Below are 21,652 nucleotides of genomic sequence, written 5' to 3'. Positions count from 1 at the left end.
CGCACGGCGTGTCGCGGACCGGCCGGCAGACGACTGCGCGTGTCAGTCCGGGCGACGCCGCCCGGCGTACTCGATGCCCTCGGCCCGACCGGCGACGGACGTCGCGCCCCTGTCGGCGGCCGGGGTGGCGGCGTCCTCGGCGGACCCGCGCGGAGCCGGCACGGCCGGTGCGCGCGACGCCGCGCGGGCCCGGCGGGACGGGCCGAGCAGGCGCATCATCGGCAGTTCCACCCAGCGGTGCAACGCGGCGGCCAGCGCGAGCGTGACCACGAGGAAGCCGAGCACCGCGACCGGGCCGCGCCAGCCGGGCAGCCCGGTCCCCCAGTGCCCGGTCAGCCGCAGCACGGTGACCATGACCAGCACGTGGACCAGGTAGAAGGCGAACGAGACCTCACCGAGCCAGACCATCGCGCGGGACCGCCAGGGGGTGGGCCGGCCCCGCACGTCGGCGTCCGCCGCGGCGGCGATGACCAGCAAGTACGCGACCGCGAGCAGTGCCGCCCAGAACTCGGCCGGGATCCACAGCGCGGCCACCACCCAGGTGGTGACGAACAGCCCGGTGGCGACCGCGAGGTTCGGTCCGCGCCAGCGGTGCCGGCGCATCAGCTCGGCGGCGGCCACCCCCATCCAGAACTCCAGCGACCGGGTCACCGGGAAGATCTGGGTGAACCACCACCGCTGCTCCTCCGGGACAAGGTGCTGGCCGGGCCACAGCGCCAGGATGAGCAGCGGCGCCGCGACCAGCACGGTGCGCAGCACGCCGGTACGGGCCCGGCGCAGCCACGGCACCACGAGCGGCAGGCACAGGTAGAAGGCCAGCTCACAGGAGAGCGACCAGCTCACGTTGTTGACGCTGTAGAAGTAGCCGCCCAGCGGGATCCACGCCTGGACCAGGAAGAAGTTGGCGATCGCGGCCCACGGCACGACCGGATCGGCGAACCAGGCCGCGATCGCCAGCGCGGCGACGAACGTCACCACGTGGTTCGGGTAGATCTTGGCGAACCGGCGGCGCAGGAACGTCCACGCGCGCTCCCCGTCCCGGTACGACCAGACCAGCACGAACCCGCTGAGGATGAAGAAGAACTCGACGCCGGACAGGCCCAGGCTGAACGCCTTGTCCACCAGGGGCTTCAGGCGCGGCTCGGCGACGATCCCCATGGTGCCGGCGTGGAAGGCGAAGACCAGCAGCGCGGCGACCCACCGCAATCCGGTCAGCGACGGCAGTCGTGGGGCACGGGTGACGGTCGGCGCGCTGGTCATTCCGGGCACCCTACCCCGGGGAACCGGGACGTTCCCGGCGAGCCGCCGCCCGCTCGGCTCCACACCGGCGGCGGATAGGATTTCCGTTCCTGCACGCGCGGGCACCCACCCGGCCCCGCCCGCACGCCGTGCCGTACGGAAGGTGAGCGAACCGGATGCACCAGCGGATCCTGCTCCGCGCCCGCAAGGGCCCGTTCGACGTCCTCACGCCCGAGGAGACGTTCGCCGGCAACTGGATCGGGGACAACAGCGGCAACCTGGTCTTCAGCCACGCCGCGTACAAGCTGCTCGCCACCTCCACGGCCGAGATCACACCGACCCGCACCCCGGCCGACCCGCGGCTCGCCGACGAGATCAACGAACGGCACGACGTCTTCGTCGTACCGCTCGCCAACGCGTTCCGCCGCAGCTTCGTGCACCGCCTCACGCCGCTGACCCGGCTGATCGAGCGGCTGAAGATCCCGGTGGTGGTGCTCGGCGTCGGCGTGCAGACGAACGTCGACGGCGACCGCGAGTACCTGCGGCCGATCGACGAGCCGGTCCGCGCGTTCTGCAAGGCCGTCCTGGACCGGTCGCACAGCATCGGCGTCCGCGGCGAGGTGACCGAGAGCTACCTCAACGCGCTGGGCTTCTCCGCCGTGGAGCAGATCGGCTGCCCGTCGATGTTCCTGCACGGCGACACGTTCCAGCTGGAGAAGACCCGCCCGGAGCTGACCGCCGACTCGAAGGTCGCGCTCACCATCTCCCCGTACGTCCGCTCGATGGCCTCGGTGGTCCGCCACCACCAGGAGCGCTACCCGAACCTCTGCTACGTGCCGCAGGACCTGCGGACGCTCGGCACCCTGCTCTACGGCGACGCGCCCGAGCACCGGGGCCAGAGCAGCGACATCCCGCTGCACACCTCGCACCCGCTGTTCGCCGAGGACAAGGTGCGCATGTTCGTCGACCCGTGGACCTGGATGTCGCACCTGTCCGGGTACGACTTCGCGTTCGGCACCCGCATCCACGGCACCATCACCGCGCTCGTCGCCGGCACGCCCGGCTACCTGTTCGCGCACGACTCGCGCACCCTGGAACTGGCCCGCTACTTCGGCATCCCGCACCGGATCATGCGGGACGTGCCGGCCGACGTCGACGCCGCCGACCTCTACGCCGAGGCCGACTACACCGCGCTCAACGACGGCCACAAGGCCCGCTTCGAGACCATCACCGCGTTCCTGGCCAAGCACGACCTCGGCACCTCGTTCGCCGACGGCGACAGCGCCGCGCGCTTCGACCGGCGGGTCGGCGAGACGGTGTTCCCGCCGGCCGTCCGGCCCGCCGCCGCCACCACGCCGGCCGAACTGCTGACCCGCATCGAGCGGCTGCGCGACGAGAACGCCGAACTCAGCGCCACCATCGTCGCGATGCGCTCGCAGCAGCTCCGGGAGCGGATCAAGCAGGCCGTCCCGGGCAAGGTCCGCCGAATGCTGCGGCGCTGACCGTCGTACGCCTGTTCGAGAGCACGGTACGATCGGCTGCGTGTCCGACGCGTACCAGCCCTCGATGCTCGACCTGGCCGAGCAGGGCCCGACCCTGGGCCCGCTCGCCGGGGCGCTGCGCCGGCACGAGCTGAGCCGGGGCGCCTGGGTCGACCACCTGCCCGGCTGGGTGCGCGGCTCCGACGAGGTGCTCGACACGCTGCGCCACGAGGTGCCCTGGCGGGCCGAACGCCGCACCATGTACGACGCCGAGGTCGACGTGCCCCGGCTGCTCTGCTGGTACGCCGCCGGCCGGCCGCTGCCGCACCCGGTGCTCACCGCGGCCCGGGACGCGCTCACCCGGCACTACGCGCCCGAGCTGGGCGAGCCGTTCGTCACCGCCGGCATGTGCCTCTACCGCGACGGTCGTGACAGCGTGGCCTGGCACGGCGACACCCTCGGCCGCTCCGCGCACACCGACACCATGGTCGCGATCGTCTCGTTCGGTTCCCCGCGCGCGCTGCTGCTGCGCCCCCGCGGCGGAGGGGGCGGCAGCCTGCGGTTCCCGCTCGGCCACGGCGACCTCGTCGTCATGGGCGGCTCCTGCCAGCGCACCTGGGAGCACGCGGTGCCGAAGACCACCCGCCCGGTCGGCCCCCGGGTCAGCGTCCAGTTCCGTCCCACCGGCGTCGCCTGAGCCGGGGCGGGCCCACATCTGGCCAGGGCACGTGCTAGAAACAACCCCCAGGGTCGATCACGCCCCCGTCACCCGATGACGCGAAGGGCGACCGATGACCCAGTCCCCCACCTCCTCCCGCTGGTCCCCGTGGACCCTGCACGGCGACGGCCGCCACGTACGCCCCGGCGACGTGGTCGCACCCGACGAACGGCTCTCCTGGCCGCGCACCATCGGCGTCGGCGTCCAGCACGTGGTCGCCATGTTCGGCGCCACCTTCACCGTCCCGCTGATCACCGGGTTCCCGCCCGCCACCACGCTGCTGTTCTCCGGGCTCGGCACGCTGCTGTTCCTGCTGATCACCGGCAACCGGCTGCCCTCGTACCTCGGCTCGTCGTTCGCGTTCATCGCGCCGGTGCTGGCCGCGAAGACCGACGGCGGCATCGGCGCGGCCCTCGGCGGCATCGTCGTCGCGGGCGTCGCGCTGGCGATCGTCGGCGTCGTGGTGCAGGTGGCCGGTTCCCGCTGGATCGACGCGCTGATGCCGCCGGTGGTCACCGGCGCGATCGTCATGCTGATCGGCCTCAACCTCGCGCCGGTGGCCTGGGACGGCGACGGATCCGGCACCGGCGTGAAGGCACAGCCGCTGATCGCCGTGGTCACGCTCGTCGCGATCCTGCTCACCACAGTGCTGTTCCGCGGCTTCGTGGCGCGGCTGTCGATCCTCGTCGGCGTGGTGGTCGGCTGGGTGCTCGCTGCGCTCACCGGCAACCTCGACCAGCAGGCGGTCAGTGGCCTTCGTCAGGCGGCCTGGGTCGGTTTCCCCGAGTTCCACACGCCGAGCTTCGACGCGCGCGCCGTCGTGCTGGTCATCCCGGTGATCCTGGTGCTGATCGCGGAGAACGCCGGGCACGTCAAGGCGGTCGCCGCGATGACCGGCCGCAACCTCGACCGCGACATGGGCCGGGCGCTGCTCGGCGACGGCGTCGCCACGGTGCTGGCCGGGTCCGGCGGCGGTTCCGGCACCACCACGTACGCGGAGAACATCGGCGTGATGGCGGCGACCCGCGTCTACTCCACCGCCGCGTACTGGATCGCCGGCGCCACGGCGATCCTGCTCGGGCTCTGCCCCAAGTTCGGCGCGCTGATCCTGACCGTCCCGGCCGGTGTGCTCGGTGGCGCCACCACCGCCCTGTACGGCCTGATCGCCATCCTGGGCGCCCGGATCTGGATCGAGAGCCGGGTCGACTTCCACGACCCGATCAACCTGTTCACCGCTGCGGTGGCGGTGATCATCGGCGCCGCCAACTACACGCTGACGGCCGGCGACCTGTCGTTCAACGGCATCGCCCTGGGCACGGCCGCCGCCCTCGCGATCTACCACGGCATGCGCCTGATCGCCCGCCTGCGCGGCACCACCCCCGAGTCCCGCCAGTCCCCCGAACCCGAACTCTGACCCCACCCCACCGCCGCCCCACCCGCCCTCGCCCGCCCTCGCCCCGTTGATCATGAAGTTAGCGGCACAGTTTGCCCGATTCACGCCCGCCAACTTCATGGTCAACAGGCGGTGGGGGTGCGATCAGGTCACCCGGAGGGCCCGACCGCGTCGATCATGAGGTTAGCGGCGATCGGTGTCCGTTTTGTCGCCGCTAACCTCATGATCGACCGTGCAGAGTGGGGGGCGAGTGCCCAGACGCCCGGAACTCGCCAGCCACCCCGGGCGGCCAGTGCGGCAGGAGCGCCCGCAGCGGTGATCAAGGAGTTTGTGGTCGGTAGAAGGCGCGAAGAGTCCGCAAACTCCTTGATCACCGCGCGATGGAAGTGCGACCGGGCATCCCAGCGCCGAGCGGCCGCCAGCCGCCCCGGGTGCCCTGGTAGGCCGCACCACCCGCTGCGGTGATCAAGGAGTTTGTGGTCGGCGCGGGGCGTGAAAAGGCCGCTAACTCCTTGATCAACCGGGTTGGGCGGGGCCGGGAGGGGCGCAGCGGCAAGGGCCGGGGGCGGGCGGAGGCAGGGGACGAGCGGCGGCGACTGAGCGGTTGGGGCGGGTGGGCCGGGCCGCCCGCCCCAACCCCGTCAGTCGCGGTCGATGTGATGGCCTACGACGGTGGGGCCGAGCATCACGGCGAAACCGGAACCGTCTCGGCGCGGGTCGGCCGGGGGCAGCTCCACCGGGTCGCCGGTGGCCGTCGCGCCCACCGGTCGCGGACCGATCCAGGCCACCGACAGCTCCAGCTCGCCCTTGAGGAACCGCTGCGCGCGTACGCCGCCGGTCGCCCTGCCCTTCGCCGGGTACGCCTTGAACGGCGTCACCTTGACCGTGGCGCCGGTCGAGGTGACCACCATCGGCTCACCGTGCTTCGCGTCGTCGGTGCGGATCGCGCCGAAGAAGACCACCCGGGCGTCGCCTGGCAGGTTGATGCCGGCCATGCCGCCGCCCTTGAGCCCCTGTGGGCGTACCACGGTTGCGGCGAAGCGCAGCAGCGACGCCTCCGAGGAGACGAACGCCAGCGTCTCGGCGCCGTCGGTCAGCCAGGTCGCGCCGACCACCTCGTCGCCGTCGCGCAGCGAGATCACCTCGAACTCGTCGGAGCGGACCGGCCAGTCCGGGGCGCACACCTTCACCACGCCCGCGCGGGTACCGAGCGCCAGGCCGGGCGACCCCTGCGCGGACGGCCCGAGCGGGGCGAGCCCGACGACCGTCTCGCCGGGCTCCAGCGGCACCAGTTCCGCCGCCGACATGCCGCCGCGCAGCGACACCGTGCCGGACTGTTCCGGCAGCACCGGCAACGGCAGCACGTCGATCTTGAACGCGCGGCCGGCGCTGGTCACCAGCAGCACCCGGCCGCGGGCGGTGGAGTGCACGATCGCGCGTACCGCGTCGTGCTTGACCCGGCCGCTGCGCCGGCGCGCCTCGGCGGCCTCCTCCGACTCGGCCGCGGTCCGCGCCACCAAACCGGTGGCGGAGAGGATCACCTGGCACGGGTCGTCGGCGACCTCCAGCGGACCGGCGGGCACCGAGGCGGCGAGCACCTCCTTGAGGTCGCCGTCGACGAGCGTGGTCCGCCTCGGCGCGCCGAACTGCTTGACCACTGCGGCCAGCTCGTCGGAGACCACCTTCCGCAGTACCTTCTCGTCGTCCAGGATCTTCGACAGCTCGGCGATCTCGCCGCGCAGCTTCTCCTGCTCGGCCTCCAGCTCCAGCCGGTCGTACTTGGTCAGCCGGCGCAGCGGGGTGTCCAGGATGTAGGCCGCCTGGATCTCGGAGAGCTTGAACTTCTGCATCAGGCCGTCCTTGGCGGCCTGGGCGTCCTCGCTGGCGCGGATCAGCTTGACCACCCGGTCGATGTCGAGCAGAGCGATCAGCAGGCCGTCGACCAGGTGCAGGCGCTCCTCCCGCTTGCGCTTGCGGTACGCGCTGCGCCGGGTCACCACCTCGTAGCGGTGGGCCAGGAACACGTCGAGCAGTTCCTTGAGCCCGAGCGTGCGGGGCTGGCCGTCGACGAGCACCAGGTTGTTCACGCCGAAGGACTGCTCCAGCGGGGTGAGCCGGTAGAGGTCGGCCAGCAGCGCCTGCGGGTTCACGCCGACCTTGCACTCCACCACGAGGCGGGTGCCGTTCTCCCGGTCGGTGAGGTCCTTGACGTCGGCGATGCCGGTGAGCCGCTTGGTCTTGTTGACCTCGTTGGTGATGGCCGCGATGACCTTCTCGGCGCCGACGCCGTACGGCAGCTCGGTGACGGTGATGGCCTGCCGGCCGCGGCTGCCCTCCAGCGGGCCGATCTCCACCCGGCCGCGCATGCGCACCACGCCGCGCCCGGTCTCGTACGCGCGGCGCACCTCGTCCAGGCCGAGCAGCAGCCCGCCGGTCGGCAGGTCGGGGCCGGGGACGAACTCCATGAGCTTGTCGAGCGTGGCGTCCGGGTGGTTGATGAGCCAGCGGGCGGCCTGGACCACCTCGGCGAGGTTGTGCGGGATCATGTTGGTGGCCATGCCGACCGCGATGCCGGACGCGCCGTTGACGAGCAGGTTCGGGAACGCGGCCGGCAGCACGGTGGGCTGGGTCAGCGAGCCGTCGTAGTTCGGCTCGACGTCGACGGTGTCCTCGCCCAGCTCGCCGGTGAGCAGCATCGCCTCCCGGGACATCCGGGCCTCGGTGTAGCGGGCCGCGGCCGGGCCGTCGTCCGGGCTGCCGAAGTTGCCGTGCCCGTCGATGAGCGGGACGTTGAGCGAGAAGTCCTGCGCCAGCCGCACCATCGCGTCGTAGATCGCGGTGTCGCCGTGCGGGTGGTACTTACCCATCACGTCGCCGACGATCCGGGCGCTCTTGACGTGGCCGCGGTCCGGTCGGTGGCCCTGCTCGTGCATGGACCAGAGGATGCGCCGGTGCACCGGCTTGAGCCCGTCGCGCGCGTCGGGCAGGGCGCGGGAATGGATGACCGAGAACGCGTACTCCAGGTAGGAGTCCGAGACCTCGGTGACCAGCGGGTTGTCGAAGACGCGGGCGCCGGCCTGATCGAAGGCGGCCAGGTCCGCCTTCGCGCGGTCGTCCTTGCGGCGTGCCATGGTGCGGTTTCCTTCCGAGACGAACCCGTTGGTCAGGCGTCGATGGCGTCGCGGTCGACCCGGTCGGCGGAGTCGATCAGCCAGTTGCGGCGGGGTTCGACCTTCTCCCCCATGAGCAGTTCGAGGATCCGCTCGGCGGCCTCGACGTCGTCGAGCGTGATCCGGCGGACCGCCCGGGTGGCCGGATTCATGGTGGTCTCCCACAGCTCGTCGGCGTCCATCTCACCGAGGCCCTTGAAGCGCGGAATCGGGGTGACGATCTGCTTGCCGGCCTTCTCCAGCTTGCGGACGGTCGCCTCCATCTCGGCCTGGGTGTAGGTGTAGACGGTCTGCGGGTTGCGCCCCTTCGTGGTGATCTTGTGCAGGGGCGGCATCGCCGCGTAGAGCCGCCCGGCCTCGATCAGCGGCCGCATGTAGCGGGCGAACAGCGTGATCAGGAGGGTACGGATGTGTGCGCCGTCGACGTCCGCGTCGGCCATGATGAGCACCCGGCCGTACCGCAGGGCGGACAGGTCGAACGTCCGGCCGGAGCCGGCGCCGAGCACCTGCACGATGGCCGCGCACTCGGCGTTGTCCAGCACCTGCTGGAGGTTGGCCTTCTGCACGTTGAGGATCTTGCCGCGGATGGGCAGCAGCGCCTGGTATTCCGACGAGCGGGCCATGCGGCTCGTGCCCAGCGCGCTGTCGCCCTCCACGATGAACAGCTCGCTGCGCTCCACACCGGTGGCGCGGCAGTCGACGAGCTTGGCCGGCATGGCCGCGCCCTCCAGCGCGGTCTTGCGGCGGGCGGCGTCCTTCTGCTGCTTCTGGGTGAGCCGGACCCGGGCCGCGTCGACGATCTTCTGGAGCACCGTACGGGCCTCGGCCTTGGTCCGGCGGTCGTCCAGCCAGCTCTTGAGGTGTGCCTCGACCAGGCCCTGGAGCACCTTGGTGATGCCGGCGGTGGACAGCTCGTCCTTGGTCTGCGAGGTGAACTGCGGCTCGGGGATGCGCACGTGCACCACAGCCGTCATGCCCTCCAGGACGTCGTCCAGGGTGGGCGCGTCCTCCTTGGGCTTGAGCAGGCCGCGGGCGTTGCGGGCGGCCTCGGCGAGGGTACGGGCGAGCGCCCGCTCGAAGCCCTTGCGGTGGGTGCCGCCGTGGGCGTTGCGGATGGTGTTGGTGAAGCACTCGACGGTGCGCTCGTAGCCGGTGCCCCAGCGGAACGCCACCTCGACCTCGGCACGTCGCTGCACGTTGGACTGCATGACGCCGTTGGCGTCGGCGGCGTTCTCCCGGTAGGTGCCCTCGCCGGTGACCAGCAGCGTGCCGGAGACCGGCCGGTCGCCGGCCGGGGCGAGGAACTCCACCATGTCGGTGAGGCCGTCGGGGAAGTGGAAGCTCTCCTCGACGGGTTCCTCGCCGGTCTCGTCGCGCAGCCGGTAGGCCACGCCGGGGACGAGGAACGCGGTGTTGCGCAGCTTGAGCCGGACCGTCTCGGTGTCGAGCGCCGCGCCGGTCTCGAAGTAGCGCGGGTCGTGCCACCAGCGGATCGAGGTGCCGGTGCGCTGGCCGCGCTTCATCGCGCCGACGATCTGGAGGCCGGGGCCCGGGGTGAACGGCGCGTCGGGGCCGTCGCCGTCGAAGACGCCCGGGACGCCGTGGCGGAACGACATGGCGTGGACCTTGCCGCCGCGCCGGACGGTGACGTCGAAGCGGCGGGACAGCGCGTTGACCGCCGACGCGCCGACGCCGTGCAGGCCGCCGGAGGTCTTGTAGCCGGAGCCGCCGAACTTGCCGCCCGCGTGCAGGCGGGTCAGCACCAGCTCGACGCCGGAGATGCCGGACTTGGCGTGCACGTCGGTGGGGATGCCCCGGCCGTCGTCGTCGACCTGGACCGAGCCGTCGGCGTGCAGGATCACGTCGACTCTGGTGGCGTGACCGGCGACACCCTCGTCGGTCGAGTTGTCGAGGATCTCGTTGACGAGGTGACCCACGCCACGGCTGTCGGTCGAGCCGATGTACATGCCCGGGCGCTTGCGGACGGCGTCGAGGCCCTCCAGATGCGTCAGGTCGTCGGCCCCGTAGAGGGTGTCAGGCTGTGCGGTCAACTGGTCGTACTCCCAGGTCTCGGCGGTGTGGTGCCGTTCACCGTGTGATCCCCCCACGATGATCGCCGGGCGCGGCGCGCCGGAGCGAGCCTAGCCGGGTGCCCCGACAGGTCGGCGGCACCGGGGCGGTGCGTTGCGCGATCGGCCTGCCGGCCGGGTCCCCGCCGCGGCCGTGTACGGCGGCCGGCGGGACGGGCTGGGGGTCCAGGCCGCACAACGCCCCGGGCGCCGGATGTCTTCCCCGGTGCGGGGCCGCGGATGTCGAACCATTGACGTCCGTCACACGCGCGTGATCTGATCGCCCCCCTGAAGAATCTTTCACATTTCGATGTCTGGGAGGTCGGGCATGTCCGTGTTCCGTCGTTCCGTGCTCGCGGCGGCGCTGGCGCTCGCCACGGTCGCGTTACCCGCCGCCGCGGCGCCCGCCCGGCCCGCTGCCGCCGCGCTGCCCACCGCCGCGGTGGCGCTGGGCGACAGCTTCATCAGCGGTGAGGGCGCCGGGGCGTACGCGCCGGTGGTGGACGTCAACGGGGTGGCCCAGGGCTTCCCCGGCTGGTCCGCCGCCAACGCCAACGCCTACTTCTGCCACCGCTCGCCGAACGCCTCACTGTTCCAGGCGAACCTGCCGGGCATCTCCGCCCGGTTCAACCTGGCCTGCTCGGGCGGCCAGCCGTACGACATCGCGAACGCCTCGTCGACGCGGGCCAAGGGGCGGCAGGTGGCCGCCCAGCTCGACCAGCTCCGGACGGTGGCCCGGACCCACGACATCGACTTGGTCCTCGTCGGCCTCGGCTCGAACAACAGCTCGTTCACCTTCGGCAGCGTGGCGGAGAAGTGCGCCAACCGGTTCATCGCCGACGCGTGGACCGGCTGGTGGGAGTTCTGGGCGTACCTGGGCGGGCCGGTGGAGCAGAAGCCGTGCACCGACGCCGACCTGGGCACGGCCGCGCAGTTCACCGCCGCCACCGCGGAGACCACCACGGCGCTGCGGCAGCTGCTGGCCACGCTGGACCAGATCGACGCCGACGGCCGGCACCGGGTGGTGTTCCAGGACTACACCAACCCGCTGCCGTTCGAGCTGGACCAGAGCTACTGGACCGAGGACAGCCGCGACGACACCCGGGACAAGTTCCGCGCGCTGGGCGCCGAGCGGTACGCGGCCGGCTGCCCGATCCACCGGGCCAGCCTGGCGCCCGGCCACCGCTTCTCGCAGGGGCTCGGCACGCTCGTCAGCTCGGTACGCGGCACGCTGGCCGCCGAGTTCCCGCAGGACGACCTGGTCTACCTGAACGTGCAGCGCGCGTTCGACGGCGCCCGGCTCTGCGAGTCGACCGGCAGCCCGGGCAACGCCCTGGCCACGCCGATCCGGCTGATGGACGGCCCGACCGGCACGTTCGTCACCAGCCTCTCCGGGTACGACAAGCTCGACATCCAGCGGATCGCCAACGCCTGTGGCACGTACTTCCAGACCTGCCAGGAGTCGTGGCACCCGAACGCCGCCGGGCACAAGGTGCTCGGCCGGTGCCTGGCCGGGGCGGCGGCCACCGGCGCCCGTACCGTCTCCTGCGTCCGCGCCCCGGACGGCACGGTGAATGTGAGCTGAGCGCGCCGGGACCGGGCCGGGCATCCGGCCCGGTCCGGCGTCAGGCCCGGATCGCGGTGCCGAGCACGTGCGGCGAGGCCGGGGCCGGCAGCCCGGTCGGCGGGAAGCGGAACCGGTCCAGTTCGGTCACCTCGAAGCCGGCGGCCCGGATCGCTGCCACCGTGTCCCGGGCGGTGTGGCAGCCGGCGCAGAACAGCGGCCAGAGCGTGGCGTCGGCGATGCGCTGGGCCCGGCGCAGGCCGGAGGTCCGGGCCACCACGTGTTCGTAGAAGCGCAGTTCCCCGCCGGGCCGCAGCACCCGCCGCGCCTCGCGCAGCGCGACCGCCTGGTCCGGCACCGAGCAGAGCACGAGCGACAGCACCACCGCGTCGGCGGCGCCGTCGGCGACCGGCAGCGCCTCGGCGAGACCGGCGGCGACTGTCACCGGGACCGGGGCGCCGGGCGCGGCGGCGCGGGCCAGGGCACGCAGGCGTGGTTCCGGCTCGACGGCGACCACGCGGCTCACCCCCGGCGGGTAGTGCGCGAGGTTGCGCCCGTTGCCGGCGCCGACCTCGACCACCCGGCCGCGCAGCCCGGCGACCAGGCGGCGGCGGTGCTCGGCCATGCCGGCCTGGTCCATGGCGACGCTGGCGCGGGCGAACAGCCGGGAGAAGATCGGATGGGAGACGGCCATCAGCGACCGGCCGGTGGCGCGCCGAGGCTGAGCAGGAGCGGGCCGGCGGATCCGTCGACCAGGTCGCCGAGGCGTACCCCGTCGAGCACGGCGAGGAACGCGGCCTGCGCGCGGCGCAGCTCACCGCGCAGCCGGCACTCCGCGATCAGCGGACAGACCGGCTGCGCGCAGTCGACCACCTCGCCGTCGCCCTCGAAGGCGCGGACCACCTGGCCGACGGTGATGTCCGCGGCGTGCTCGGCGAAGGCCACACCGCCGGAGCGGCCCCGGATGGTCACCAGGACCCCGATGCGTTGCAGCCGCTGCACCACCTTGGCGACGTGGCTGCGGGGCAGCGCGAGCCGGGTGGCGAGTTCGTCGACTGTGGCCCGCACCGGGGACGCGGCGGTCAGCATGGCGATCCGCAGCGCCATGTCGGTCGACCGGTTGAGCCTCACGCCCCGACCCTAGCCACTCGGCGCCGTCCAGGACACAAGCAGATTCACGGTGACCCATGCCACCCCGGCACCGGGACCTTCGGCCCTAAAACAGGAATTGCTGATTCCTGTTTCGTGGGGATCGACCTGTTCGAGCCCCGGAAGGAGATTCGGTCGTGCTCTCGGAATCCTCAGCAGCGGTCGTGACCGCCACCCTGCCCGTCGTGCGGGCGCACGGCGAGGCCATCACCGGCCGCTTCTACCAGCGGATGTTCGACGCCCACCCGGACCTGCTGGACCTGTTCAACCGGGGCAACCAGGCCACCGGGGCGCAGAAGGCCGCGCTCGCCTCCGCCGTGGTCGCGTACGCGGCGCACCTGACCGGCGACACCGGCATGCCGTGGGGCCCGATCCTGGACCGGATCGCGCACAAGCACGCCTCGCTCGGCATCACCGCCACCCAGTACCCGATCGTCGGGCGGCACCTGCTCGCCGCGGTCGGCGAGGTGCTCGGCGACGCGGTCACCCCGGAGGTGGCCGCCGCCTGGGACGAGGTCTACTGGCTGCTGGCCTGCGAGCTGATCGCCCGCGAGGCGCGGCTCTACGCCGGCGCCGGCGTGCCCGAGGGCGGCCCGGTGTGGCGGGACTGGCGGGTCACCGGCCGCACCAGGGAGAGCGCCGACGTCGTCTCGCTCACCCTCGCGCCGGCCGGCGGCGGCGCCGCGCCCGGCTTCACCCCCGGCGAGTACGTCTCGGTCGCCGTCGACCTGGACGGCGGCCGGGGACAGCAGATCCGCCAGTACAGCCTCTCCGGCCGCCCCGGCGCCGACCAGTGGCGGATCACCGTGAAGCGGGTACGCGGGGAGGGCGGCGCGCCCGACGGGATGGTCTCCGGTCACCTGCACGACCGGGTGACCGTCGGCGACACGCTGCGGCTCAGCCCGGCGTTCGGCGACGTGGACGCCACCGGCGGCGACGGGCCGCTGCTGCTGGTCAGCGCCGGCATCGGGCTCACCCCGGCGATGGCGACGCTGGCGCACCTGGCCGACCGCGACCCCGGACGCCGGGTGACGCTGGCGCACGCCGACCGGGACGCCGAGGCGCACGCGCTGCGTGCGGAACTCCCCGCGCTCCAGCAGCGGCTGCCGAACCTGGCCGTCCAGCTCTGGTATCTCGACGCCGCCGGGGCCGACCTGCCCGGCCTGAAGGCGGAGGTGTCCGCCGGACTGATCGACCCGGACCGGCTCCCGCTGCCCGCCGGGGCGGCCGTGCACCTGTGCGGCCCGATCGCGTTCATGAACCTGGTGCGGGGCAACCTGCTGCGCCGGGGTGTGCCGGCCGAGCGGATCGCCTACGAGGTGTTCGGCCCCGGGATGCTGCCGGGCTGACGCCCCGCCGCGAAACAGGACTCCGCAGACCCGTTTTTCGGTCCGGGGACGCGTGTCGATGCCCTGGCCAGGGCCCGGAGCCTCCACAGCGGAGGAGACGGGCCCGCAGAGAAGTCGATGATCTACTGGTTAGGGGCGGAACCCGAGGGTACGGGTCCACCCATGCGCGTCCTTGGCATCAACGCGATCTTCCACGACCCGGCCGCCGCCCTGGTGGTCGACGGCCGGGTGGTGGCCGCCGCCGAAGAGGAGCGGTTCAGCCGCCGCAAGCACGGCAAACGGCCGGTGCCGTTCTCCGCGTGGGAGCTGCCCGAGTTGTCCGCAGCGTGGTGCCTGGCCAGTGCGGGCATCGACGTCGACCGGCTCGACGCGGTCGCGTACTCCTTCGATCCCGGCCTGTGCCGCGACGCGGCCGAGTTGGGGCTGGCCGACCCGTGGGACGGGTTGCGGGTGGACTACGCGCGGCGCGCGCCGCAGTTCCTCGCCGCCGCGCTGCCCGGCCTCGACCCGGAGAAGGTGCGGTTCGTCCCGCACCACGTGGCGCACGCCGCCTCGGCCGGGCTGGCCGCGCCGCCGGCCGGGGACGACACGGCGGTGCTGGTGCTCGACGGCCGGGGCGAGGTGGCCAGCCACCTGGCCGGCGTCTACCGCGACGGGCGGCTGTCGCCGCTGCGCTCGCAGGAACTGCCCCACTCGCTCGGCCTGCTCTACGAGGACCTGACCCGACACCTGGGCTTCCTCCACTCCAGCGACGAGTACAAGGTGATGGCGCTGGCCTCGTACGGCACGCCGAAGCACCTGGACGCGCTGCGCGAGCTGGTCCGGGTCACCGACGACGGCGGCTTCCGGGTCGAGCCGATCGACTGGGCGGGCCTGGCCAAGCGCGTCGAGGCGGGGACGGAGCTGGGCGAGGCGCACGCCGACCTGGCCGCCAGCGTGCAGCGGCGGCTGGAGGAGGTCGTGCTCGACCTGGCCCGCTGGCTGCACGACGCCTCCGGCGGCGCCCGCACCCTCGCCATGGCCGGCGGAGTGGCGCTGAACTGCGTGGCGAACGCGCGGATCGCCGCCGAGGGCCCGTACCGCGACGTGTGGGTGCAGCCGGCCGCCGGTGACGCGGGCACGGCGCTCGGCGCGGCGCTGCACGTCGCCGCCGAACTCGGTGACCGGACCGCCCCGATGACCGGGGTGGACCTGGGCCGGGGCTGGTCCGACGAGGAACTGGAGGCCGAGCTGCGGCGCGCGGCGCTGCCGTACACCCGGCCGGAGTCGATCGCCGCCGAGGCGGCGGAGGTGCTCGCCGGCAACGGCATCGTCGCCTGGTACCAGGGGCGCAGCGAGTACGGCCCGCGCGCGCTCGGCCACCGGTCGCTGCTCGCCCACCCGGGCGACCGGGACACCACCCGCCGGATGAACGACGTGAAGGGCCGGGAGCAGTTCCGCCCGATCGCCCCGATGGTGCGCGCGGAACGCTTCCCGGGCGTGTTCGAGGGCGTGTTCCCGAGCCCGTACATGCTGTTCGTGCACCGGGTGAAGCCGCAGTGGCGGGACCGCATCCCGGCCGTCACCCACGTGGACGGCACGGCCCGGGTGCAGACCGTGCACGCCGAGACCGAGCCGCTGGTGGCCGAGATGCTCGCCGAGTTCGAGCGGCGTACCGGCCTGCCGGTGGTGGTAAACACGTCGCTGAACACCGCCGGACGGCCCATGGTGGACACGCCGCGCGAGGCGATGGAGCTGTTCGGCTCCGCGCCGGTGGACCTGCTCGCGCTCGGTCCGTTCGCGGTACGCCGCCGGGCGCTCGGCGGTGACCGGTGATCAGCCTGGTGGTGCCCACGCTGGGCCGCCCCAGCCTGGCCGCGCTGCTGGACGCGCTCGCCGCCCAACTGGGTGAGAAGAGAAGCGACGCCGCGAGCGACGTCGAGCTGCTGCTGGTCGACGACCGGGGCGAGGACGCCGGGGAGCTGGCCGTGCCGGGGGCGCTGACCGCGTACACGAAGGTGCTGACCGGGCGCGGCGCGGGGCCTGCGGCCGCCCGCAACCTGGGCTGGCGCGCGGCCCGGGGCGAATGGGTGGTCTTCCTCGACGACGACGTGGTCCCGGCGCCGGACTGGGCGGCGCGGATGCGCGCCGACCTGGCCGTGCCCGGCCGGGTCGGCGGCGTGCAGGGCGTGGTGGAGGTGCCGCTGCCTGAGCACCGGCGCCCCACGGACTGGGAACGCGGCACCGCCGGGCTGGCCGACGGGCGGTGGATCACCGCGGACATGGCGTACCGGCGGGCCGCGCTCGCCGCCGTCGGCGGGTTCGACGAGCGGTTCCCGCGCGCCTACCGGGAGGACGCGGAGCTGGCCCACCGGGTCCGCCGCGCCGGCTGGGAGCTGGTGCGCGGCGAACGACGGGTGACCCACCCGGTGCGACCGGAGAGCCGCTGGGTCAGCCTGCGCACGCAGCGCGGCAACGCCGACGACGCGCTGCTGCGCCGCCGCTACGGCCGCCGCTGGCGCACCGACCTGGACCTGCCGCCGGGGCGGCGGCCCCGGCACGCCGCGATCACCGCTGCGGGCACTGTGGCCCTCGCCGCCGTCGCGGCGCGGGCCGCCGTCCGGCAGCCGGCGCGGCGGGCGCTCGGCGTGGCCGGCGGCCTGGCCGCGCTCGGGTGGGCGGCCGGGACCGCCGAGTTCGCCCGGGCCCGGATCGCACCCGGTCCGCGCACCCCGGACGAGGTCGCCACCATGCTCGTCACCAGCGCGCTCATCCCGCCGCTGGCGACGCTCCACTGGGTACGCGGCTGGTGGCGCGCCCGCGCCGTCCCGGCCGGGGACGGCCGCTGATGTCCACCCCCGAGCTGCCGCGCGGGCTGTACGACGCGGTGCTGCTGGACCGCGACGGCACGCTGGTGGAGGACGTGCCGTACAACGGCGACCCGGAGAAGGTAAGGCCGGTGCCCGGTGCCCGGGAGGCGCTGGACCGGTTGCGCGCGGCCGGGTTGCGGCTGGCGGTGGTGACGAACCAGTCCGGCCTGGCCCGGGGCCTGTTCACCGAGGCCCAGATGCACGCCGTGCACGCCCGGATCGAGGAGTTGCTGGGCCCGTTCGACCACTGGGCGATCTGCCCGCACGACGACGGCGACCGCTGCGCCTGCCGCAAGCCGGCACCCGGCCTGGTGCACGAGGCGGCGCGCGCGCTCGGCACCACGCCGTCCCGGTGCGTGCTCGTCGGCGACATCGGCCGGGACATGACCGCCGCGCTCGCCGCCGGCGCCACTGGTGTGCTGGTACCCACCCCTGTCACCCGGCCCGAGGAGGTCGCCGCCGCGCCGGCCGTGGCCCGGGACCTGCCCGCCGCGGTGGACGAGATCCTGCGCCGGGCGCGGGCGGTCCGGCCGGTGACGCCCCGGACGACCGGCACGGTGCTGGTGGTCCGCAGCGACTCCGCCGGAGACGTGCTGGTGACCGGGCCGGGCATCCGGGCGGTAGCGGCCGGCGCGGCGCGCGTGGTGCTGCTGTGCGGGCCACGTGGCCGGGCCGCCGCCGAACTGCTGCCCGGCGTCGACGAGGTCATCGAGTGGCCCCTGCCCTGGATCGACGGCTCCCCCGCGCCGGTGGACCCGGACGACATGCGCGCACTGACCGACCGGCTGGCGGCGGTACGCGCCGACGAGGCGGTCGTGTTCACCTCCTTCCACCAGTCCGCCCTGCCCCTGGCCCTGCTGCTACGCCTGGCCGGCGTACCCCGGATCAGCGCGATCAGCGACGACTACCCCGGCAGCCTGCTCGACGTCCGCCACCGCGTCCCGGCCGGCGTACCCGAACCCGAACGCGCCCTGTCCCTCGCCGCCGCCGCCGGCTTCGCGCTGCCCGACCAGGACGAACCGGCGCTGCGCGTGCGGACCGGGCCGGACCCGGAACCGCCCGGCGGGGAGTACGTCGTGGTGCACCCCGGCGCGTCGGTGCCCGCCCGGGCCTGCCCGCCGCAGCTCTGGACGCGGATCGTGGCCGCGCTGGCAGCCGACGGCCGGCGGGTGCTGGTGACGGGCGGGCCGGACGAGCGGGCGCTGACCGCCGAGGTGGCCGCCGCCGCAGGCGTGGACCTGGGCGGTACGACGGACCTGGCCGGGCTCGCCCGGCTGCTCACCGGCGCCCGGTGCCTGGTGGTCGGCAACACCGGGCCGGCGCACCTGGCCGCGGCGCTCGGCGTGCCGGTGGTGAGCCTGTTCGCACCCACTGTGCCGTTCGGACAGTGGGGACCGTACCGGGTGCCGACGGTGCGCCTCGGTGACGCGGGCGCCGCGTGCCGGGACACCCGCGCCACCGTCTGCCCGGTCCCCGGGCACCCGTGCCTGAGCGGCGTCGACCCGGGCGCGGTGGTGGCCGCCGTCCGCACGCTGGCCCCCGGCTGACCCGCCCGCGCCGCCGTCGAGCACCGCAACCGTCGCCCCCGAGGAGAGAGATGAACGTACTGCTGTGGCACGTGCACGGCTCCTGGACGACGTCCTTCGTGCACGGCAAGCACCGCTACCTGGTGCCGGTCACCCCGGACCGGGGTCCGTACGGGCTGGGCCGGGCGCGCACCTACCCGTGGCCGGACAGCGCCGTGGAGGTCACCCCCGAGGAACTGCGCGACACCGACGTGGACCTGGTGATCCTGCAACGCCCGGAGGAGATCGACCTGGCCGCCGAATGGCTCGGCCGCCGGCCAGGCCGCGACGTGCCGGCGATCTACGTCGAGCACAACACGCCCAAGGGCGACGTGCCCAACACCCGGCACCCGATGGCCGACCGCGACGACCTGCTGCTCACCCACGTCACCGCGTTCAACGAACTGTTCTGGGACAACGGCGCCACCAGGACCACAGTGGTCGACCACGGCGTCGTACCGCCCGCCGTCGAGTGGACCGGCGAACTCGACCGCCTCGCCGTCGTCACCAACGAACCGGTACGCCGCTGGCGGGTCACCGGCACCGACCTCATGCCGCGCTTCGCGGCGGTCGCCCCGCTCGACGTGTACGGGATGGGCGTGGCCGGGCTGCCGGACGCGCTCACCGCGGCGGGCTTCCCGGGGCTGCCGGTCACCGGGCACGACGACCTGCCGCAGCACGCCATGCACGCCGAGCTGGCCAAACGGCGCGCGTACCTGCACCTGTGCCGCTGGACCTCACTCGGCCTCAGCCTCATCGAGGCCATGACCATGGGCATGCCCGTGGTGGCACTGGCCACCACGGAAGCGGTGGACGCCGTCCCACCGGACGCCGGGGTGCTGTCCACCCGCGTCGACACGCTCGTGGAGGCGGCGCACTGGCTGACCGAGGACGCCGACGCCGCGTACCGGCTCGGCGCACGGGCACGCGAGGTGGCGAAGGAACGGTTCGGTCTGGACCGCTTCCTCGCCGACTGGGACCGGATCCTGGAGGAGGAGACATGCGCATCGCGATGATTTCCGAGCACGCCAGCCCACTCGCCGCCCTCGGCGAGGAGGACGCGGGCGGCCAGAACACGCACGTGGCGGAACTCGCGTCCGCGCTCACCGGCGCGGGACACGACGTCCGCGTCTACACCCGCCGCGACTCCCCCACGCTGCCCGAGGTGGTCGGCGCGCCGGACGGCTACCAGGTGTGCCACGTGCCGGCCGGTCCCGCCCGGCGGGTGCCGAAGGACGACCTGCTGCCGTACATGGGGGAATTCGGCAGCTGGCTGGCCGACACCTGGCGGCGCGGCGGCTGGACCCCGGACGTGGCGCACGCGCACTTCTGGATGAGCGGACTGGCGACCGTGCACGCGAGCCGCCGCACCGGCGTGCCGACGGTGCTGACGTACCACGCGCTCGGCACCGTGAAGCGCCGCCACCAGGGCGCCCGGGACACCAGTCCACCGGGGCGCGCCGGCTACGAGCGGGCGCTCGGCCGGGCCGTGGACCGGGTCGTCGTGCAGTGCTCGGACGAGGTCGCCGAGCTGGTCCGGATGGGCGTGCCCCGGTCCCGGATGGCGCTGGTCCCGTCCGGCGTCAACGAGGCGGTGTTCCGCCCGGACGGCCCGGTCGCGCCACGCGACCCGGCGCGCCCGCGCATCCTCACCGTCGGGCGGATGGTCGAACGCAAGGGCTTCCTGGACGTGGTGCGGGCGCTGCCGGCGGTGCCGGACGCCGAGTGCGTCGTGGTCGGCGGCCCGCCGGCCCACCTGCTGCCCGCCGACACGTTCGCCCGCCGGCTGTCCGCGCTCGCCGACTCGTGCGGCGTGGCCGACCGGGTACGGCTGCTCGGCGGCGTGCCGCGCGAGGAGATGGGCGCCTGGTACCGGTCGGCGGACGTGCTCGTGGCCGCCCCCTGGTACGAGCCGTTCGGGCTCACCCCGCTGGAGGGCATGGCCTGCGGCGTGCCGGTGATCGGCACGAACGTGGGCGGCATCGCCGACAGCGTGGTGGACGGGCTCACCGGCGACCTGGTGCCGCCGCGTGACCCCCGCGCGCTCGGCACCGCGCTGCGCCGGCTGCTCGGCGACAACGTGCGCCGGTTCGCGTACGCCACCGCCGCGCTCGACCGCATCCGCAGCCGGTACTCCTGGAAGCGGTGCGCCGAGCAGCTCGGCGCGGTCTACGGCACGCTGACCAGCGCGGCCCGGCCCACACCGGCGGTGGCGTGATGACCGGTCCCGACCCGCTGGAGACGCACCTGACCGGGCTGGCCGCGGCCCTGCTGCCGTACCGGCGGGAGGCGCAGCGGCTGGCCGCCTGGGGCACGGAACTGGCGTGGACGCTGGCCCGGGGCGGGCGGTTGCTGGTGGCCGGCAACGGCGGCAGCGCCGCCGAAGCCCAGCACCTCACCGCCGAACTCGTCGGCAAACTCCGCCACGACCGCCAACCCCTGTCCGCCATCGCCCTGCACGCCGAAACCAGCGCCCTCACCGCCATCGCCAACGACTACGGATACGACGAAACCTTCGCCCGACAAGTACGCGCCCACGGCCGACCCCACGACATCCTCCTACTCCTGTCCACCAGCGGCACCAGCACCAACCTCCTCACCGCCGCCCACGCCGCCCACCAGACCGGACTACGCTGCTGGGCCTTCACCGGACCCGCACCCAACCCCCTCGCCGACCTCTGCCACGACGCGCTGGCTGTGCCGTCGCCGGACAGCCAGGTCGTGCAGGAACTGCACCTGGTCTCCACGCACCTGCTGTGCGAGTACGTCGACCAGGCGCTGCCGCTGGTCCGGCACCTCCCGCACGCGCCGTGGCGGCCGGTCGACTCCGTATCCGTGGAGCGCACCGGCCGGACGGCGGCCGAGGGCGGCCCGGACCGGGCCGGGTGGGACGGCCTGGTGCTGGCCGCTGTCGACGGCGCGGCACCGTTCGGCGCCAACGGCCACGGGCCCAACGGCCACGGGCCTAACAGCCACGCCGCGAACGGCCACGGCACGAACAGGCATGCGACGAACGGCCACGGGCCGAACGGGCACGGCCCGCACGGATTCGCGCCGCCGGACGGATGCGCGGCGGACGGGCGCGCGGCGAACGGCCGCCGCCGCG

The 21,652-nt window shown here is 73.9% G+C and carries 15 protein-coding genes and 1 pseudogene; 11 read left to right on the top strand and 5 right to left on the bottom strand.

From position 1 onward, the window contains the following. Positions 1 to 42: 42 nt before the first annotated feature. A complete protein-coding gene (locus ACN27D_RS26005) occupies positions 43 to 1,260 on the bottom strand; it encodes an acyltransferase family protein (protein ID WP_421500224.1) in 1,218 nt (405 codons plus the stop codon). Positions 1,261 to 1,415: 155 nt separating this feature from the next. Between ACN27D_RS26005 and ACN27D_RS26000 the strand changes: the two genes are divergently transcribed. The 3 genes from ACN27D_RS26000 (at position 1,416) to ACN27D_RS25990 (ending at position 4,852) form a co-directional block, all read left to right on the top strand. Then, positions 1,416 to 2,741: a polysaccharide pyruvyl transferase family protein gene (locus ACN27D_RS26000; protein WP_357899028.1), complete on the top strand. Its 1,326-nt coding sequence runs from the start codon at positions 1,416 to 1,418 to the stop codon at positions 2,739 to 2,741. A 40-nt stretch (positions 2,742 to 2,781) separates the two neighbouring features. Next, positions 2,782 to 3,417 carry an alpha-ketoglutarate-dependent dioxygenase AlkB gene (locus tag ACN27D_RS25995; RefSeq protein ID WP_421500223.1) on the top strand — a complete coding sequence of 212 codons (636 nt, stop codon included), beginning with the start codon at positions 2,782 to 2,784 and terminating at the stop codon, positions 3,415 to 3,417. 94 nt (positions 3,418 to 3,511) lie between these two features. Next, the gene (locus tag ACN27D_RS25990) at positions 3,512 to 4,852 is read left to right on the top strand and encodes a uracil-xanthine permease family protein (protein WP_358173057.1); all 1,341 of its coding nucleotides are present in this window, start codon (positions 3,512 to 3,514) and stop codon (positions 4,850 to 4,852) included. Between the two features lie 620 nt (positions 4,853 to 5,472). Here ACN27D_RS25990 and ACN27D_RS25985 read toward each other — a convergent pair. Next, on the bottom strand, positions 5,473 to 7,962 hold the full coding sequence (locus ACN27D_RS25985; protein ID WP_358173059.1) for a DNA gyrase/topoisomerase IV subunit A: 2,490 nt from the start codon (positions 7,960 to 7,962) through the stop codon (positions 5,473 to 5,475). Positions 7,963 to 7,994: 32 nt separating this feature from the next. After that, positions 7,995 to 10,109: a DNA gyrase/topoisomerase IV subunit B gene (locus ACN27D_RS25980; RefSeq protein WP_199733045.1), complete on the bottom strand. Its 2,115-nt coding sequence runs from the start codon at positions 10,107 to 10,109 to the stop codon at positions 7,995 to 7,997. A 289-nt stretch (positions 10,110 to 10,398) separates the two neighbouring features. Between ACN27D_RS25980 and ACN27D_RS25975 the strand changes: the two genes are divergently transcribed. Beyond that, entirely contained in the window at positions 10,399 to 11,655 is a 1,257-nt protein-coding gene (locus ACN27D_RS25975) for a hypothetical protein (protein ID WP_421500222.1), read from the top strand. A gap of 40 nt (positions 11,656 to 11,695) precedes the next feature. Here the strand turns inward: ACN27D_RS25975 and ACN27D_RS25970 are convergent, their stop codons facing one another. Beyond that, positions 11,696 to 12,328: a class I SAM-dependent methyltransferase gene (locus ACN27D_RS25970; RefSeq protein WP_421500221.1), complete on the bottom strand. Its 633-nt coding sequence runs from the start codon at positions 12,326 to 12,328 to the stop codon at positions 11,696 to 11,698. Beyond that, positions 12,328 to 12,765 (bottom strand): RrF2 family transcriptional regulator, encoded by a 438-nt coding sequence (locus tag ACN27D_RS25965; RefSeq protein WP_091423567.1) that lies wholly within the window; start codon positions 12,763 to 12,765, stop codon positions 12,328 to 12,330. The genes ACN27D_RS25970 and ACN27D_RS25965 overlap by 1 nt, the downstream gene beginning before the upstream one ends. 155 nt (positions 12,766 to 12,920) lie before the next feature. Between ACN27D_RS25965 and ACN27D_RS25960 the strand changes: the two genes are divergently transcribed. The 7 genes and pseudogenes from ACN27D_RS25960 (at position 12,921) to ACN27D_RS25930 (ending at position 21,515) form a co-directional block, all read left to right on the top strand. Further along, positions 12,921 to 14,132, top strand: a complete 1,212-nt coding sequence (locus ACN27D_RS25960) for a globin domain-containing protein (protein WP_358192405.1) — start codon at positions 12,921 to 12,923, stop codon at positions 14,130 to 14,132. 162 nt (positions 14,133 to 14,294) lie between these two features. Then, complete coding sequence (locus ACN27D_RS25955; protein WP_421500220.1) at positions 14,295 to 15,947, top strand: carbamoyltransferase; 1,653 nt, start codon at positions 14,295 to 14,297, stop codon at positions 15,945 to 15,947. Next, positions 15,944 to 16,960 carry a glycosyltransferase family 2 protein gene (locus ACN27D_RS25950; protein WP_121683158.1) on the top strand — a complete coding sequence of 339 codons (1,017 nt, stop codon included), beginning with the start codon at positions 15,944 to 15,946 and terminating at the stop codon, positions 16,958 to 16,960. The genes ACN27D_RS25955 and ACN27D_RS25950 overlap by 4 nt, the downstream gene beginning before the upstream one ends. Beyond that, positions 16,960 to 18,528 carry an HAD-IIIA family hydrolase gene (locus ACN27D_RS25945; protein WP_358173069.1) on the top strand — a complete coding sequence of 523 codons (1,569 nt, stop codon included), beginning with the start codon at positions 16,960 to 16,962 and terminating at the stop codon, positions 18,526 to 18,528. The genes ACN27D_RS25950 and ACN27D_RS25945 overlap by 1 nt, the downstream gene beginning before the upstream one ends. A gap of 50 nt (positions 18,529 to 18,578) precedes the next feature. After that, on the top strand, positions 18,579 to 19,562 hold the full coding sequence (locus tag ACN27D_RS25940) for a glycosyltransferase (RefSeq protein ID WP_358173071.1): 984 nt from the start codon (positions 18,579 to 18,581) through the stop codon (positions 19,560 to 19,562). Then, positions 19,547 to 20,764 (top strand): glycosyltransferase, encoded by a 1,218-nt coding sequence (locus ACN27D_RS25935; protein WP_120570735.1) that lies wholly within the window; start codon positions 19,547 to 19,549, stop codon positions 20,762 to 20,764. The genes ACN27D_RS25940 and ACN27D_RS25935 overlap by 16 nt, the downstream gene beginning before the upstream one ends. Then, a pseudogene (locus ACN27D_RS25930) lies at positions 20,764 to 21,515 on the top strand (D-sedoheptulose-7-phosphate isomerase). The gene ACN27D_RS25935 and the pseudogene ACN27D_RS25930 overlap by 1 nt, the downstream one beginning before the upstream one ends. The last annotated feature ends 137 nt before the right edge of the window (positions 21,516 to 21,652 follow it).

It is taken from the genome of Micromonospora sp. WMMD1274 (assembly GCF_049179035.1).
Taxonomy (GTDB): domain Bacteria; phylum Actinomycetota; class Actinomycetes; order Mycobacteriales; family Micromonosporaceae; genus Micromonospora; species Micromonospora tulbaghiae.
The sequence above is the reverse complement of the archived record's forward strand: the minus strand, read 5'-3'. Positions and strand labels throughout refer to the sequence as shown.

Bases quoted from the DNA above. Each gene is read 5' to 3' on its own strand.
- ACN27D_RS26005 (WP_421500224.1), bottom strand. From the start codon at position 1,260: ATGACCAGCGCGCCGACCGTCACCCGTGCCCCACGACTGCCGTCGCTG.
- ACN27D_RS26000 (WP_357899028.1), top strand. From the start codon at position 1,416: ATGCACCAGCGGATCCTGCTCCGCGCCCGCAAGGGCCCGTTCGACGTC.
- ACN27D_RS25990 (WP_358173057.1), top strand. From the start codon at position 3,512: ATGACCCAGTCCCCCACCTCCTCCCGCTGGTCCCCGTGGACCCTGCAC.
- ACN27D_RS25985 (WP_358173059.1), bottom strand. From the start codon at position 7,962: ATGGCACGCCGCAAGGACGACCGCGCGAAGGCGGACCTGGCCGCCTTC.
- ACN27D_RS25975 (WP_421500222.1), top strand. From the start codon at position 10,399: ATGTCCGTGTTCCGTCGTTCCGTGCTCGCGGCGGCGCTGGCGCTCGCC.
- ACN27D_RS25970 (WP_421500221.1), bottom strand. From the start codon at position 12,328: ATGGCCGTCTCCCATCCGATCTTCTCCCGGCTGTTCGCCCGCGCCAGC.
- ACN27D_RS25955 (WP_421500220.1), top strand. From the start codon at position 14,295: ATGCGCGTCCTTGGCATCAACGCGATCTTCCACGACCCGGCCGCCGCC.
- ACN27D_RS25945 (WP_358173069.1), top strand. From the start codon at position 16,960: ATGTCCACCCCCGAGCTGCCGCGCGGGCTGTACGACGCGGTGCTGCTG.
- ACN27D_RS25940 (WP_358173071.1), top strand. From the start codon at position 18,579: ATGAACGTACTGCTGTGGCACGTGCACGGCTCCTGGACGACGTCCTTC.
- ACN27D_RS25935 (WP_120570735.1), top strand. From the start codon at position 19,547: ATGCGCATCGCGATGATTTCCGAGCACGCCAGCCCACTCGCCGCCCTC.